This is a genomic window from Paenibacillus agaridevorans, from assembly GCF_018604145.1.
GTDB lineage: Bacteria > Bacillota > Bacilli > Paenibacillales > Paenibacillaceae > Pristimantibacillus > Pristimantibacillus agaridevorans.
Map to the genome: position 1 here is coordinate 489,646 of NZ_CP075889.1, position 12,889 is coordinate 502,534.

14 protein-coding genes are annotated in these 12,889 nt (G+C 53.8%); 9 read left to right on the forward strand and 5 right to left on the reverse strand.

Features of this window, described 5'->3' with window-relative positions:
• The first annotated feature begins 83 nt into the window (after nt 1-83).
• Nucleotides 84-1,907, forward strand: coding sequence for a B12-binding domain-containing radical SAM protein (locus KJW29_RS01960; protein ID WP_214628558.1), 1,824 nt, complete (start codon nt 84-86; stop codon nt 1,905-1,907).
• A 536-nt stretch (nt 1,908-2,443) separates the two neighbouring features.
• Here the strand turns inward: KJW29_RS01960 and KJW29_RS01965 are convergent.
• From KJW29_RS01965 to mnmL, 4 genes are read right to left on the reverse strand one after another with little or no spacing between them, the layout of a single operon-like run.
• Nucleotides 2,444-3,418, reverse strand: coding sequence for a type I phosphomannose isomerase catalytic subunit (locus KJW29_RS01965; RefSeq protein ID WP_214628559.1), 975 nt, complete (start codon nt 3,416-3,418; stop codon nt 2,444-2,446).
• A 41-nt stretch (nt 3,419-3,459) separates the two neighbouring features.
• Nucleotides 3,460-3,855, reverse strand: coding sequence for a VOC family protein (locus KJW29_RS01970; RefSeq protein WP_214628560.1), 396 nt, complete (start codon nt 3,853-3,855; stop codon nt 3,460-3,462).
• 34 nt (nt 3,856-3,889) lie between these two features.
• A complete protein-coding gene (gene mnmM, locus KJW29_RS01975) occupies nt 3,890-4,474 on the reverse strand; it encodes a tRNA 5-(aminomethyl)-2-thiouridylate-methyltransferase MnmM (RefSeq protein WP_214628561.1) in 585 nt (194 codons plus the stop codon).
• Nucleotides 4,475-4,478: 4 nt separating this feature from the next.
• Nucleotides 4,479-5,441, reverse strand: a complete 963-nt coding sequence (gene mnmL, locus KJW29_RS01980) for a tRNA modification radical SAM protein MnmL/YtqA (protein ID WP_214628562.1) — start codon at nt 5,439-5,441, stop codon at nt 4,479-4,481.
• Between the two features lie 281 nt (nt 5,442-5,722).
• Here mnmL and KJW29_RS01985 point away from each other — a divergent pair, with 281 nt between their 5' ends.
• On the forward strand, nt 5,723-5,929 hold the full coding sequence (locus KJW29_RS01985) for a hypothetical protein (RefSeq protein ID WP_214628563.1): 207 nt from the start codon (nt 5,723-5,725) through the stop codon (nt 5,927-5,929).
• A gap of 373 nt (nt 5,930-6,302) precedes the next feature.
• Nucleotides 6,303-7,058 carry a tRNA (guanosine(46)-N7)-methyltransferase TrmB gene (gene trmB / locus KJW29_RS01990; RefSeq protein WP_214628564.1) on the forward strand — a complete coding sequence of 252 codons (756 nt, stop codon included), beginning with the start codon at nt 6,303-6,305 and terminating at the stop codon, nt 7,056-7,058.
• 18 nt (nt 7,059-7,076) lie between these two features.
• On the opposite strand, the gene KJW29_RS01995 is transcribed toward trmB, so the two are convergent.
• A complete protein-coding gene (locus KJW29_RS01995; protein ID WP_214628565.1) occupies nt 7,077-7,643 on the reverse strand; it encodes a phosphatase PAP2 family protein in 567 nt (188 codons plus the stop codon).
• Nucleotides 7,644-7,866: 223 nt separating this feature from the next.
• Here KJW29_RS01995 and KJW29_RS02000 point away from each other — a divergent pair, with 223 nt between their 5' ends.
• The 6 genes from KJW29_RS02000 (at nt 7,867) to KJW29_RS02025 (ending at nt 12,881) form a co-directional block, all read left to right on the forward strand.
• Nucleotides 7,867-9,063: a glycosyltransferase family 4 protein gene (locus tag KJW29_RS02000; RefSeq protein WP_214628566.1), complete on the forward strand. Its 1,197-nt coding sequence runs from the start codon at nt 7,867-7,869 to the stop codon at nt 9,061-9,063.
• Nucleotides 9,064-9,347: 284 nt separating this feature from the next.
• Complete coding sequence (locus KJW29_RS02005; protein WP_087570782.1) at nt 9,348-10,583, forward strand: glycosyltransferase family 2 protein; 1,236 nt, start codon at nt 9,348-9,350, stop codon at nt 10,581-10,583.
• A gap of 393 nt (nt 10,584-10,976) precedes the next feature.
• Nucleotides 10,977-11,474 (forward strand): translation initiation factor IF-3, encoded by a 498-nt coding sequence (gene infC, locus KJW29_RS02010; RefSeq protein WP_108991960.1) that lies wholly within the window; start codon nt 10,977-10,979, stop codon nt 11,472-11,474.
• Between the two features lie 33 nt (nt 11,475-11,507).
• Entirely contained in the window at nt 11,508-11,708 is a 201-nt protein-coding gene (gene rpmI, locus KJW29_RS02015) for a 50S ribosomal protein L35 (protein WP_087570780.1), read from the forward strand.
• Between the two features lie 99 nt (nt 11,709-11,807).
• Nucleotides 11,808-12,167 carry a 50S ribosomal protein L20 gene (rplT, locus tag KJW29_RS02020; protein WP_087570779.1) on the forward strand — a complete coding sequence of 120 codons (360 nt, stop codon included), beginning with the start codon at nt 11,808-11,810 and terminating at the stop codon, nt 12,165-12,167.
• A 393-nt stretch (nt 12,168-12,560) separates the two neighbouring features.
• The gene (locus KJW29_RS02025) at nt 12,561-12,881 is read left to right on the forward strand and encodes a helix-turn-helix domain-containing protein (RefSeq protein ID WP_214626307.1); all 321 of its coding nucleotides are present in this window, start codon (nt 12,561-12,563) and stop codon (nt 12,879-12,881) included.
• The last annotated feature ends 8 nt before the right edge of the window (nt 12,882-12,889 follow it).

Below are 12,889 nucleotides of genomic sequence, written 5' to 3' on the forward strand. Positions count from 1 at the left end.
TGCGGAGGATCGGCGCCGCTTCTATTTTGCCGGGAAGTCCGGTACAATAGGAGTCAGCTTGTAATGCGAGAGAGGGATTGCTTATGAAAGTCGTGTTGTCCACGCTTAATGCCAAATTCATTCATACATCGCTCGCCCTGCGCTGTCTCAAAGCGTTTAGCGGCGACCGGTTCGATATCGATATCGCGGAATATACGATCAAGGATCCGGCGATGAACATCGCCTCGGATCTGTACGGACGGAATCCGGACGTTGTCGGGTTCTCGTGCTACATCTGGAATATCGAAGAGACGATTACGGTTGTCAATATGCTGCGCAAGATCAAACCGGAGCTGAAGATCGTGCTTGGCGGCCCCGAGGTGAGCTATGATACGGAGCAGTGGATGGAACGGCTGCCGGATGTCGACTTCATCGTCGTCGGCGAAGGAGAAGAGACGTTTGACCATCTGCTTACGGAGATACAAGGGGCAGGCAAATATCATATGGTGTTCGGCCTCGCCTATCGCAAAGTCAGAGAGAGCGGCACGGAGATTCTGATTACGCCGCCGCGGCCTAAGCTGAACTTGAACGAATTGCCGTCGCCGCATCGATTCCCCGAGGATATCCCCAACCTGGGGAGCCGCGTCGTGTATTTCGAGACGAGCAGGGGTTGTCCGTTCAGCTGCCAGTTCTGCTTGTCCAGCATCGAGGTCGGCGTCCGTTACTTCGATATGGAGCGGACGAAGTCCGATATCCTTTATCTGATCGACAACGGGGCAAAGCTGATCAAGTTCGTCGACCGAACCTTCAATATTAAGCGCGACTACGCGCTTGAGATGTTCCGCTTCCTGATCGAGAATCATCGCGGCACGGTCTTTCAGTTCGAGATTACGGCCGATATTATGCGGCCAGAAGTGCTGGATTATTTGGCCGAGCATGCGCCTCCAGGCGTCTTTCGCTTTGAGATCGGCGTCCAATCGACGAACGATCCTACGAATCTCGCCGTGCAGCGCCGGCAGAACTGGTCGAAGCTCGTCCGTACGGTCACGAAGGTGCGGGATTCCGGCAAGATCGATCAGCATCTGGACTTGATCGCGGGATTGCCGCTAGAAAATTACGACACGTTCAGAGGCACGTTCAACGACGTGTTCGCGCTGCGTCCCGAGGAGCTGCAGCTCGGCTTCCTCAAGATGCTGAGGGGCACCGGCTTAAGGCTGGACGCGGAGAAGTGGGGCTACATCTATATGGACCGCGCGCCTTACGAGATGCTGGGCAACGATCTGATGCCGTTCGGCGACATCGTCCGGATCAAGCGCGTGGAGGACGTGCTGGAAAAATACTGGAACGCGCACCGGATGGACCATACGCTACTCTATCTGGTCGATCGGGTATTCCCTTCGCCGTTCGACTTCTTCCAGCTGTTCGGCGACTATTGGGAGGGGCAGGGCTGGAGCAAAATCGGCCACCAGCTGGAGGATTTGTTTTCGCGGCTGTGGAGCTTCCTGACAGCTCTGCCGGCGGATACGCCGTTGGGGGAAGGAGAGACGGTCGGCTCGAAGCTGCGGCTGGACGTTGTGCTGGGACTGATGAAATACGATTATTTCCTCGGCCACAACTATAAGCCGCGCAAGACGTGGTGGGAGCATTCCATGGACAAGTCCGAATGGAGCCGCTGGATGAGGGCGCTGCTGGAGCGTCCGGAAGCCGTTTCCGACTCGTTCGCGGACCTGGGCATGCATGAGCGCGACCTGCATAAGCACGCGATGTTGGAGAAGCTGCCGTTCGATCTGGAGGCTTATCTGGCGACCGGCGAAATGTCCCAGAATCAGCACACGCTTCTCATCATGCTGTACGCGCTGGACAAAACGAGCAGCAAGCCGAAACCGCGCGCGTTCACGCTGCGCGTGGAGCCCGCCGCGGTCGTGTAGGCAAGGCAAGTAAGTCGTCCCCGCCGACTAACTGCCTCCAATCGCTCGGCCTAGCAAAACCTATTAAAAAGGTCGGAAGTCGCATCATCGCCGCGACTCCCGACCTTTTTTTTTCGCCCCCACATCATGGGACAACTTCCGTTGATAAAATTTCCCCTGAGGCTGTCGATTTATTGTGAGTAACTGAGCTGAAACGTTCTACTTTCGCTAACGGACCTCAGAGCCTCTATTTGCAGCATTTTCGCGATATTGAAAATCTAACGGACTCAGATGAAGCTATTTGGTGCATTTCCGCCCATTCTATGCGGTTTTGACGGAAGTAAGGTCGTCTGTGTCCGTTACAATTTGAACAGGCCCCATTTTTGCGAAATAGCGACCGTGATGTCCGTTACGATCAGCCTTTACTTAACTGCGCTGCCGTCCACAATGATTCGACAGCCTCCCCCTGTCCGACAGAAGAAACAGAAGGAAAGAGCAAACTCGTCAACTTGCTAGTTGTTACGTTCGTAACCCTCGCCGTCAGCTCGCCGCCCGCCTTAAGCCGGCACAACGCTGCGAAGAACGGTCATGCTGCCCGACAGCTCGTAATCGCCTAGCGTGGCGGGCAACAGGAAGCATTGGCCGGCTTTTGCCGCCAACTCGCCGCCGCTGTAACGCACTTGGCCTTCGCCGTCCGCGATTACGAGGATGACGAAGCTCTCCGGCGATGTGGACAGCGCAAGCGGTCCTTCGACGATGCCCTTCTCGACTTGGAAGTAAGGGGAAGAAGCGATCGACAGCCACTCGCCGGCGCTCACGCCGTCCGTCTTCATGCGTTGCGCGCCTGCTCCTTCGTAGGCGATGACGTTAAGAGAGTCCTCGACATGCAGCTCGCGGAGCTTGCCGTCCAGACCGGGACGGTCATAGTCGTACAGACGGTATGTCGTGTCCGAGTTCTGCTGTATTTCGGCGACAACGACGCCGGAGCAGAGCGCGTGAACCGTTCCCGCAGGGATATAGAAGGCTTCGCCGGCCTCGACAGATACCTCTTGCAGCGTATCCATGATGCGGCCTTCGTTAATGGCCGATTCCATGGCGGAACGATCGATGCCTTCCTTCAGGCCGTAGATGATCTTGGCGCCGGGTTTCGCGCTCAAAATATACCACATCTCCGTCTTGCCCAGCTCGCCTGCAGGCAGGCGGTCATAGACGTCGGTTGGATGCACTTGCACGGACAGATCGTCGTTGCAATCCAGCAGCTTGATGAGCAGCGGGAAACGACCGTTTTTCTCGGAGAAGCCGCGCGTTCCGAACCACTCCCGACCGTATTGCTCGCGGATTTCGTCCAAGCCGAGTCCGGCAAGCTCGCCGTTGACGACCTTGGTCGTGCCGTTAGGGTGATCGCCGATCATCCAGCCTTCCCCGATCGCGCCATCCGGCAGCTCCAGGCCGAATTGCTCCAGCGCTCTGCCGCCCCAAACTCTTTCTTTCATCTCTGCTTTGAATTGCAGTGGGTATGGTTGTACTGCCATAATAAATTCCTCCATTCTTGTAGTCGCGCTATGATGTAATGTCAGTTTTGCTTCGCAGGCTGGAACAGCTCCACCAGTTCGCCGTCTGGTCCGTACAGGAAGAAGTAGCGGGCTCCGTTCGGCAGCGTCGTGATCCCGGTGTCGCGTAGCGGAATGCCAAGCGCCTTTACGCGTTCGAATTCGGCTTCGACATCGTCAACCGTATAAGCGGTGTGGTGGGTTTTGCCCTCGGCGGGAAATTCGCTTTTATTGCCTTCGATGAGCTCGATCTCGGTATCCTCATGCCCGGGGAAGGACAGAAAGGCGAGACGGATGACGCCGTTCGTATGAAGCAACGTATACCGATGCTCAAGACCGAGCACGGATGTGTAAAATTCCAGAGAACGTTCGATACTGCCCACCATTATGCCAATATGTTCGATTTTTCTAACTGCCATTTCAATTTCTCCTCTCAAAATAGGTAGTGCCGGATTAGCCCCTGCGGCGCTCAATCGCGATCAGGTACGGAGCCGTGGTCCGCTGCGGTTGGCGGTACAGGACGGCTTGCGCGACGTTCTGCGGGAGCTTCGCCGCCCATGCTTCGACGGCTGCGGCTTCCGCGTCCCCGCCGGGGTGGCCGGGATAGAGCACGCAGGTCATAATGCCGCCCGGACGAATCAGAGAAAGTGCGGCATCAAGAGCGCGAATCGTCGATTCGGGCTTCGTGATGACGGTGGTGTCCCCGCCTGGCAAATATCCAAGATTAAACATGACGGCGGCGATCCGGCCAGCGTCGCTTGCGTCCACGGAGCTCGCCATCTCCGCATGGTCGGCTAATATAAGCTTGAGCCCGGGCAGACGGTCATCCGCTGCTAGCGGCGCGAGCCGCAGACGGGTTCGCTCCAGCGCTTCTTGCTGAATGTCGAACGCATAGACCATCCCCTTGGGACCGACAAGCTCGGCCAGAGCAAATGTGTCGACGCCGCCTCCTGCGGTTGCGTCGACGACGATGTCGCCTGCTCCGGCGCGCTCCGCAATCCACTTGTGGGCCGTGCTGAGCACGGACAGAAATCCCATATTGTCAAGCCTCCTTCCGCCAAAGCTTGCTTTGCCAGGAGTTCCGGCGACGAAGCTCGGCGTCGATGCCGTTGAGAACGGGCCATTTGTCCATGCTCCACAGGGGACCGATCAACAAATCGCGGGGCGCATCCCCCGTGAGCCGATGCACGATCATTTCCGGAGGGAGGAATTCCAGCGTATCGACGACAAGCCCGATATATTCGTCCCTTTCGAGGAAACGAAGGAGGCCGGCCTCGTATTGCTTGACCATTGGCGTTTTGCGCATAAGATGCAGCAAATGGATTTTGATGCCCTGCACATCCATTCGGGCAACGGCTCGTCCGGTGTCCAGCATCATCTCATGGCTCTCCTGAGGCAAACCGTAAATAATATGGGCACAGACGCGAATGCCGCGTTCGCGCAAGCGGCGGACGGCATCCAGGTAACATGCGGTATCGTGGGCGCGATTAATAAGAACCGACGTAGATTCATGTACCGTCTGCAGCCCCATCTCCACCCACAGATAAGTTCGCTCGTTCAGTTCGGCAAGGTAATCGACGACATCATCAGGCAGACAGTCGGGACGGGTCGCAATGGACAAGCCGACGACGCCGGGCTGCTGCAGCACGACCTCATAATATTCGCGGAGCTCTTCGACGGGCGCGTATGTATTGGTGTAAGCCTGGAAGTAGCCGATATAAGCTGCCTCCGGCCACTTCCGGTGCTGCCTGTCGCGAATCGTGGCAAATTGCGTGACAAGATCGTCGCGCCGGCTGCCGGCGAAGTCGCCGGAGCCTCTCGCGCTGCAGAACGTACAGCCGCCTTTGGCGATGGAGCCGTCCCGGTTTGGACATGTGAATCCGGCATCAAGCGTCACCTTGAACACTTTGCAGCCGAAGCTTTCGCGCATTTCGTAATTCCATGTATGAAATCTTTTTTCCCCCCACATGATTGGCTGCGAGGGCGGAGGTTCGTGCAGATTCATGGAAATCTCCTTTTCTTCTCGTGTACCTCCTATATTTTAACGAAAATACGAACGAAAAGCCATGCCTATTCCATATCGGAGAGCGGAACGTTCGGAATTTGGCAATTGGAAAACCAGCTGGGAATTCAGCAAAACAGGCTTGTGTAACCTGACATGATGTGTTATATTAAAAGTGCGACAAATCAACAAATGTATCTGACATAGCCTAAATGTAACCGTACACATGATAAGTCGATAAATTGGAAATAATGAAGAGAAATAAATCGATGAGGTGATGTGAGATGACAACGGCAAAAATTTCTTACGGCGACAAGAAAGTAACGGTTGAGCTTACGATTAAGGAACTGCAGGCGCTTGCGGGCATTCGCTTCCATGCAAACCATGAAGTTGAAGTCTCGGCACGCAAGAAGCTGAACATGGTCCTCGAAGGCACGTACGAGCGCGAATCCAGAGACAACGCTCCGATCCCGTATCAGCTGCTGAGTTAATAGATAGCCAATAGATAACGCCGTACATCGGCGACGTAACATAAGTTGGAAGCCGCTAGCCGGAAGGCAGCGGCTTTTTTCGCGCAGTCGGAGGGAGAGGGCTTTACAACCGTGGCGCAGTTGGGCACAATAAGGACGAATTGTTTATTTTATTTTGATAAGAAGATGAGATCATGGAGTTCAAAAATTCGGTTTTCAGGACCAAGAAGATTGAATGAAACTAGAACCTGAGGAGCGGAGCGTAGCAGCGCTACGTGGGCACCGGAAGGTTCGGTTGAATTCAATATTCGAAGTCGAACGAATGCCTCTTGGCATTCTTCGTACTGGGAAGCGAACTTTTTGAACAACCATTTGCAGAGGGGATTTGAACAATATGCGTTTGAGAGGCAGAAAAGGCATTCGGGAAAATCTGGAGGGCCAGCCGGAGCTGGTCGTGCTGGATGCGGCGCCGCATCGCGGCAATTGGAAGGCGTTCTTCGGGAACGACAATCCTATTCATGTGGAGCTCGGTATGGGCAAAGGGCGTTTTATTAGCCAAATGAGCGTTCGCAATCCGCATATCAATTACATCGGCGTGGATATGTATGACGAGCTGCTGCGCAGAGCCAGCGAAAAAGCAAGGACGGCATGGGGGGAGAAGGGCGAAGAGACACCGCCGAACCTGGCGCTGCTGCGAGCGAATATTGAAGGGATCGAGTCTATGTTTGCTCCGGGCGAGCTGGAGCGCATCTACTTGAACTTCAGCGACCCATGGCCAAAGAGCAAGCATGCCCGCCGCAGGCTGACCCACGAACGGTTTGTGGAGAAGTATATCGAGATTCTGAACGAGCGGGGCGAGATCCATTTTAAGACGGATTCCATGACGTTGTTCGAATTCTCGCTTAACAGCTTCGCAAACATGGAGCTTGTGATGCGCAACATCTCGCTGCATCTGCATCGGGACGAGCCTAGAGAGGATCTTGTGTTTACGGAATACGAGATGAAGTTTATGGAGAAAGGCCAGCCGATCCATCGCGTCGAGGTCGTAATCGGCGAGGAGGCGCTGCGCGAGCATCGCTCGGCAAAAAAGGAAGCGGCCAAGCTTGAGCTTGAGTCGGCCGCTTTGCAAGAGGAGTCCGAGAAAGAGTAAATCCTTGCTGCTTATCGTTCAGCTGATCGCAGGGACGATCCAGAAATATTGGACGGCGAACGCGGTTGCCGTGCCGATAATGGCTCCGGCCGCCACGTCGGAAGGATAGTGCAGCCCGAGGTGCATCCTTGACCAGCCGACGGAAAAAGCGATTACGAGCATAACAGGCAGTAATAAGTAGCTAAGCGGTGTACCCGTCAACATCAGGGGGACGCTCCAAGCAAAAACGGCCGTCGTATGCCCGGAAGGAAAAGACGAGTCCTGCAGCGGCTTCGGCACCGTGTAAACGCCCTCTATGGCTTGGTACGGACGAAGCCGCTTGAACTTTCGCTTGACGATTGCCACGGGGAGATGGCTAATGATAACGGCGAGCAGGCTTTGCCAGCCTGCCGTCCCCCAGGGCTGCGGCGCCAGCAGCGCGCACAGCAGGGATGCCAGCAACGTGAAGGTAGCGCCTCCCATATGCGTGACCGTACTGAACCAACGATCCGCGATGGCATGAAGTCTGTTCTCCGTGCGTCTCCGGTTCGCCCAGATCAGCATTTTTTGTTCGTGCGATCTCATCCAGTCGATCATCCGCTCCATACCCTATCATCCTCTCCGCATACATCATTGCTCCCATTGTACCATGAATTCATTGCCGCTCTGTTAACGGAGCATGAAGTCTGTATTAACGAATGCTACACAAGCGGTTAACGCAAGGAAAACAATCGTCTGTTACGATTGCCTCCAAACCATATTCGGCCTGCCGTGCCAACCAAGGAATGCGGCATGCGCAGCTTACCGGATTGACGGAGGCGATAAATGGATGAAAGTAGCGATTTTCACCGACACGTATGCTCCGGAAATTAACGGCGTGGCGCGTACGCTGGGCCGCTGGACGGAGTATCTCGAGCGGCAGGGCGTTCCATGCCGGATATTCGCTCCCGAGCCGCATGCATCGACAGTCCCCGACCCTGGAAGCGGCAGCCCCGTCGAACGTTTTGCAAGCCTGCCCTTTTTTCTCTATCCCGAATGCAGGTTGGCCTTTCCCAGCTTGTCTTATGTAAGCAAAGCCATTCGCGACTTCCGGCCTGACCTCGTGCACGTAGCCACCCCCTTTAACCTCGGACTATGCGGCATCCATTACGCCCGAAAATTCGCCATTCCTCTCGTCGCATCCTACCATACCAACTTTGATCATTATTTGTCGTTTTACAATTTGCAATGGATGGAAAAGCTGTTACGGAGGTACATGGAATGGTTCCACCGGGACTGCAGCTCCATATTCGTGCCTTCTCCCGCAACGATGTCGTCTTTGAAGAATCGCGGCTGGGACGACTCGCGCTTGAAGCTTTGGAGCAGGGGCGTTGATCCCGAGGCTTTTCATCCCGAATTAGATCGTGAATTGTTCCTGGCGCGCCATGGGCTTTCCGATTGCGGATTCCTGGCGCTTTATGTCGGAAGATTGGCGCCCGAGAAGGATGTCGAGGTTGCTTTGGAAGCTTTCGAGCGCTTGCAGCAGCAGGAGCCGTCCTCGCGTTTCGTGCTTGCCGGAGACGGTCCGTCCGCTCCGGACTTGAAGGAGATGTGCAGACAGAGGGGCATAAAGGCGTTATTTGTCGGATTCGCGGATCTGCCCGTGCTGCAGCAATGGTATGCGGCTGCCGACGTGCTGCTGTTTCCGTCGCCGACGGAAACGTTCGGCAACGTCGTGCTGGAGGCGATGGCCTGCGGCACTGCCGTCATTGGCGCCGATGCAGGCGGAGTTCGGGATACCGTGCGTCAGGGAGAGACGGGAATTCTGTGCGAGCCGGGCAACGTGAAGGCCTTCGCGGAAGCGTTGTCGATCCTGCGAAAAAACTCGGAACTTCGAAGCTTGATGGGACGTAATGCTTACGCGTACAGCTTAACCCAATCCTGGGACGGCATATTCGGCAGGCTGCTTGACGAATACAGATTAATTAAATCTCATAACCGCACCGATAACGGGGACATTTGTGCTAAAAACGCAGGAAATGGTTGAGAATAAGACTGCGGAGCAGGAAATGGAGGGGAATGGATCGCCGAGTGCTCATGCAAGCGTTTTTCTGACTGAATTAAACGCAATTAAGGCAAATTCCCATTTTGACAAAGAAGGGGTTTCAGTGGAAAATCAGTAAATCAAATAGGACATCCAAATGTTAGAAGAGAGAGCTTGCCTCCTCCAGGAGGACGAAGAAAAGCAAGCCGTAAAGAAAGTGTATGTTCATGAAGTTCTGGCGGACTTGCATGAACGGCACTATTAAAGGGTCAAGGGGGCCTCACGTCATGTTCTTTAGTACCGTGTTTATTGGTTTACAGGTTATTTTGGCTACGATCGCGGTTTATCAGTTCTCGCTGTCGCTGTTCGGCTTCCTTAAGAACAAAAGCCGCAAGCGCCATGCGCCTCGGAAGTCGTTCGCCGTCCTGGTGGCCGCGCATAACGAGGAGCAAGTCGTCGGCGCACTTATCGACAATCTCAAGAAGCTGGATTATCCCAAGGAGCTTTACGACATCTTCGTCATCTGCGACAACTGCTCCGACAATACGGCCGATATCGCCAGGGAGATGGGCGTTCATGCTTGTGTTCGCACGAATACGCATCTTCGCGGCAAGGGTTATGCCATAGAATGGATGCTGAAGGAACTGTGGGCAATGCCGCGCCAGTATGACGCGGTCGTCATGTTTGACGCGGACAATCTCGTAAACCCGGACTTCCTGCAGCTAATGAATGACGATCTATGCGAAGGTCATCAAGTCATCCAGGGATACCTGGATACGAAGAATCCGGCGGATTCGTGGGTCACGGCAGCCTATGCCATTACGTACTGGTATTGCAACCGTTTATGGCAGCTGTCCAGAACCAATCTCAAGATGAGCAATTTCCTCGGAGGCACGGGCATGTGTTTCGAATCGAAGCTGCTGAAGGATATGGGATGGGGCGCGACGAGTCTTGTTGAGGATTTGGAGTTCTCCATGCGCTGCGTAAAGCGCGGCATCTATCCCGTACTGAACTATGACGCCAAGGTGTACGACGAGAAGCCGGTAACGTTCCGGGCATCCGCCCGTCAGCGACTGCGCTGGATGCAGGGCCACTTCAACGTGGCGCGCAACTACTTCTTCCCGCTGCTCTGGGCGAGCATCAAGGAGAGAAGTCTCGTGAAATTCGATGCGGCGATCTACTCGTTCTCGGTGTACAACACGCTGCTGGGCTTGCTGCTGACCGTCATCCTGTGGATTGACATGGTCATCCCGGCAAACGACGTGATCCACTCGATGTACAGCTACTTTCCTTGGTGGCTGATAGTTATTGTCATTTCGGCTACCGTTCTGCAGTTCCCTGCGGCTATGATGATGGAGAAGGTGCGAAGCTGGAAAATGTACGCTCATCTGCTGACGCTGCCGTTCTTCCTGATCACTTGGTTGCCCATTACGTTCTATGCCTTCTTTACGCAAAATAACAAAACGTGGAGCCACACGCAACATACGCGCGTGGTACGGATCGAAGAAGTGCAAGGAAAGTAGACAAAGGGCTTGCTTGCATTACGTCGTCGCGTCTGCTTGTTCCAGTTGGAGCCGCTTTGACGCAGAGGGCTTTGCAGGCTCGAATCGGGCGGTCAGGCTCATCCATCTTCCGCTTACGGGTTGACGGGGGCATTTGCCTGTGATATAGTAATTCAGTATTGTGTTTCACACTGATACGCACAAGAAGAAGCACCCGCTTCTCACCTTCCGGCATTGGCTGACAGGTTCGCGATGATCCCAATGGGCAAGCTGCCATTCATTCTACATATAGAATGGTCTCGGCAATTTCCACGGACATTTATGAGATGCGGGTTCTTATGAACCTGCATTTTTATTTTTTTTTAAAGCAGTATACCATTTTGGAGGTGGCACGTTATTAGCAGAGAACATCAAATCAACGATGAGATCCGGGCCAGGGAAGTACGTTTGGTAGGCGCGGACGGAGAACAGATCGGCATCAAGTCGATTCGCGATGCATTGCAGCTTGCTACGGAAGCAAATCTGGATCTGGTGAACGTTGCGCCGACGGCCAAACCGCCGGTATGCCGCATCATGGATTACGGCAAGTTCCGCTACGAGCAGCAGAAGAAGGAGAAGGAAGCGCGCAAGAACCAAAAGATCGTTGATCTCAAGGAAGTATGGTTCCGTGCCAACATCGAGGAGCATGACTACCAGGTCAAGTTCCGCAACGTGGTGAAATTCCTGAACGAAGGCGACAAGGTGAAGGCATCCGTCCGTTTCCGCGGCCGCGAGATCACGCACGCTTCGATCGGCCAGAAGATTCTGGAACGTCTGTCCAAAGAGGTTGCCGAAATATGCAATGTCGAGCGCGCTCCCAAGCTGGAAGGCCGGAGCATGATTATGATTTTGGCACCAAAAACAAACAGCTAGCAGCTGGAACATCATTAAGGAGGAATAACTGTCATGCCAAAGATGAAAACGCACAGCAGTCTGAAGGACCGCTTCAAAATTACCGGTACTGGTAAAGTGAAACGTTACAAAGCTTACAGAAACCACCTGCTTTCGCACAAATCGGGACGCCAGAAGCGCGTTCTTGCCGGCCAGCCGCTTATGGCTGCAGGCGACGTTCGTCGTCTTCAACAAGGTCTTTCCCAACTGAAATAGTAGTCCTTAAAGCGAAGCGGCTGTCGCCGTCCTTGGCGGCTCGGCGCGCTTCATTCGAAATAAACCAAGCGCAAATCAACTTACAGGAGGTTTCCACTCATGGCAAGAGTTAAAGGCGGCTTCGTCCGCACTCGTCGTCGTAAAAAAATTCTGAAACTGGCTAAAGGCTACTTCGGTTCCAAACACCGTCTGTTTAAAACCGCGAAGGAGCAAGTAAGCAAGTCCCTGACATACGCTTACCGCGACCGTCGCAACAAAAAACGCGACATCCGCAGACTGTGGATCGTTCGTATCAACGCGGCAGCTCGCATCAACGGCCTGTCCTACAGCAAGTTCATGCACGGCCTGAAACTTGCGGGCGTTGAAGTTAACCGCAAAATCCTGGCTGACCTGGCCGTTAACGACATCGCGTCGTTCAACTCCCTTGCTGGCGTTGCCAAACAAAAAATTAACGCTTAAGATCACTTAAGCTGACAAAAGAGGCTTGCTCCGGTATTCACTGGCGCGGGCCTTTTTTTTGGCCGCATAAGAAATGATAAGTTTTAGGCTTGCCGAAAAACAAAGTCTTATTGGCGATAAAAACTACCTGATACCGCAGTTGCTCATCTCGGAAGTACTGAAGTACTTCACTACGGCCGTTTCGCCTTGATTATTCGTTTAGGTGGAAAGGACAGGGATTGGGGGGAGCCTTTTCGGCTACCTATGTCTAAGTGATGATTGTGCATATATACACAAATAATAGAATCTCCATGCCGGATAAAGGCCAATTTGTGCATATACTCCTAGGCCCCCTAATTAAACTGGAGTCCTCCCACCCAATAATTTAATATTGAGATAAGGGAGTGATTCGGTGTGGGGAAAAGAATGAACAGGGACGCACAGATTAAAGTAGTTAAAGAAGCGATGGCTGGTGTTAAGGTCGGGGTTTTAGCGCGTATGTACGACCTACATCCTGAAACGATACGAAACTGGATACGGGATCTTCGGGATACCATACCCGTCGAGGAGATTCCCGTTGCCGATGAACATTTGCAAGAATTACAGAGATTGCAGGATGTTGAACAGCAGTTTGAGAAAGCCGTCAAAATGATTGGCGAAAAAGAGCTCGAAATCGAAATGCTGCGTGAGTTGCTAAAAAAGAGAGACCCCGCTTATCTGAAAAAATTGAAGTAGCAGAGCCA

Bases quoted from the DNA above. Each gene is read 5' to 3' on its own strand.
- KJW29_RS01960 (WP_214628558.1), top strand. From the start codon at position 84: ATGAAAGTCGTGTTGTCCACGCTTAATGCCAAATTCATTCATACATCG.
- KJW29_RS01965 (WP_214628559.1), bottom strand. From the start codon at position 3,418: ATGGCAGTACAACCATACCCACTGCAATTCAAAGCAGAGATGAAAGAA.
- KJW29_RS01970 (WP_214628560.1), bottom strand. From the start codon at position 3,855: ATGGCAGTTAGAAAAATCGAACATATTGGCATAATGGTGGGCAGTATC.
- mnmM (WP_214628561.1), bottom strand. From the start codon at position 4,474: ATGGGATTTCTGTCCGTGCTCAGCACGGCCCACAAGTGGATTGCGGAG.
- mnmL (WP_214628562.1), bottom strand. From the start codon at position 5,441: ATGAATCTGCACGAACCTCCGCCCTCGCAGCCAATCATGTGGGGGGAA.
- KJW29_RS01985 (WP_214628563.1), top strand. From the start codon at position 5,723: ATGACAACGGCAAAAATTTCTTACGGCGACAAGAAAGTAACGGTTGAG.
- trmB (WP_214628564.1), top strand. From the start codon at position 6,303: ATGCGTTTGAGAGGCAGAAAAGGCATTCGGGAAAATCTGGAGGGCCAG.
- KJW29_RS01995 (WP_214628565.1), bottom strand. From the start codon at position 7,643: ATGGAGCGGATGATCGACTGGATGAGATCGCACGAACAAAAAATGCTG.
- KJW29_RS02000 (WP_214628566.1), top strand. From the start codon at position 7,867: ATGAAAGTAGCGATTTTCACCGACACGTATGCTCCGGAAATTAACGGC.
- KJW29_RS02005 (WP_087570782.1), top strand. From the start codon at position 9,348: ATGTTCTTTAGTACCGTGTTTATTGGTTTACAGGTTATTTTGGCTACG.
- rpmI (WP_087570780.1), top strand. From the start codon at position 11,508: ATGCCAAAGATGAAAACGCACAGCAGTCTGAAGGACCGCTTCAAAATT.
- rplT (WP_087570779.1), top strand. From the start codon at position 11,808: ATGGCAAGAGTTAAAGGCGGCTTCGTCCGCACTCGTCGTCGTAAAAAA.